Annotated in this window: 1 pseudogene; it reads left to right on the top strand. The window is 36.5% G+C overall.

The window, feature by feature from the left end:
- A pseudogene (locus QWU_RS09400) lies at window positions 1–1,943 on the top strand (type ISP restriction/modification enzyme); the annotation flags it as partial.

Consider the following 1,943-nt stretch of genomic DNA (forward strand, 5'->3'; position numbering starts at 1 on the left):
ACGGCTTTTACAATCTAAACTGATAAAACCAGAGGATATGGAATATAAATTCCGTCATGATATCCACGCCAATGAGATTGTCTTGCTCGCCTATTACATAGCAGCCATTAACATTGAATCGACCTATCATAGTCTTATGAAAGGGAATTATATTCCTTTCAAGCATATTGGTTTAACCGATACGTTTCGGATGCTTGAAGAGAAAAATCTGCTACAAAAATTATTTAAAGAAAACAGTGAATATTTGGAACACCAGAAAAATCTAAATATCGAAGTTATCTTTGGTAATCCCCCTTATTCAACAAAGCAAAAAACGAAAATGATAATGCAAAAAATACTCCTTATCCGATATTAGATAAACGTATTAGTGAAACTTATGCTACTCATTCAAAAGCAACCAATATGCAAGCACTTTATGATAGCTATATCCGCGCTATCCGCTGGGCAAGTGACCGTATTGATAATGCTGGGGTAATCGGCTTTGTCACAAATGCCGGTTTTATTACTGGACATTCTATGGATGGCTTACGCAAATGCCTCGTTGAAGAATTTAGCAGCCTTTATATTTTCCATTTGCGGGGGAATGCGCGGACTTCTGGAGAACAACGTAAGAAAGAAAGTGGTGGAGTTTTTGGTGAAGGTTCTCGAGCCCCTATAGCGATTTCCATTCTCGTAAAAAATCCAAATGCACAACAGCGTGGGAAGATATATTTTCGTGATATTGGAGATTATCTCACTAGAAAAGAAAAGCTTACGATAATCGAATCCCTTGGTAGCATTGATGGTATTACACGAAGTGAACAAGGCTGGCAAATAATTACACCAGACAAACATGGTGATTGGCTTGGTCAACGTAATGAAAGCTTCGAACCATTCTTAGCTTTAGGTGTAAAAAGAGGGCATGATAATAAGCTCTTTGAGACTTATTCTTGCGGTATCTCAAGCGGTCGTGATGCTTGGGCATACAATTCAAGCCGTAAAGCTTTAGCTAAGAATATGAGTGATATGATTACTTTCTATAACAACGAATTGAAACGTTTTAATGATGTTTATCCACATACTGAACGTAAGTTACGTATGAAAGTTGTAAATGATTTTGTTGATACAGATGAAAAAAAGATCAGTTGGAGTAGCAGTTTGAAAGAAGAATTGGTAAGAGGAAAGTTTTCTGAGTTTGAAAATGCGTGCCTCACACAAAGCTTGTATCGTCCTTTTACACAACAGTGGCTTTACTATAATCGTATTTTTAATGAAAGAACTTATCAAATGCCGCGCATATTCCCTATGGGGAAAGCGGTTGAAAATAAGGTGATACAAGTTACAGGCATAGGAGCAAAGAAAGACTTTTCTGTACTTATGACTAAAGTTGTATCTGATGTTAATATGATGGAAGGTGGTATTCAATGCTTTCCCCGCTATATTTACGAAGATACTGTATCTTTAAAAAATAAAAATGATAACCAATCCCATTTGTTTACGAATTCTACAGAAGAAAGTAAAAGTACTGGCTTACAACGCCGTGATGCCATTACGGATGAGGGATTAGCACATTTTGAAGCAGCTTATCCGAATGAAACACTCACTAAAAATGATCTGTTTTATTATGTTTATGGTTTACTTCATTCAGAAGATTACCGTACCCGTTATGCTCATAATTTATGTAAAGAGTTGCCTCGCATTCCTTGTGTAAAAACTGCTGATGATTTTTGGAAGTTTGTAACAGCGGGGCGTGAACTCGGTCATTTGCACGTGAATTATGAAGATGTAGAGCCTTATCCAGTGACCTTTAAAAAGGGTAATCCCAAAGTTACAGAGATCTCTAATCCTGAGAAATTTTACTACGTTACAGAAATGAAATTCGCAAAAGCAGGTAAAGAGAAAGATAATCAACTGTTATTTATAACAGCAATATCGTCATGACAGATATCCCTCTTGAAGCTTAT

Origin of the sequence: Bartonella birtlesii IBS 325 (genome assembly GCF_000273375.1) — a bacterium.
Taxonomy (GTDB): domain Bacteria; phylum Pseudomonadota; class Alphaproteobacteria; order Rhizobiales; family Rhizobiaceae; genus Bartonella; species Bartonella birtlesii.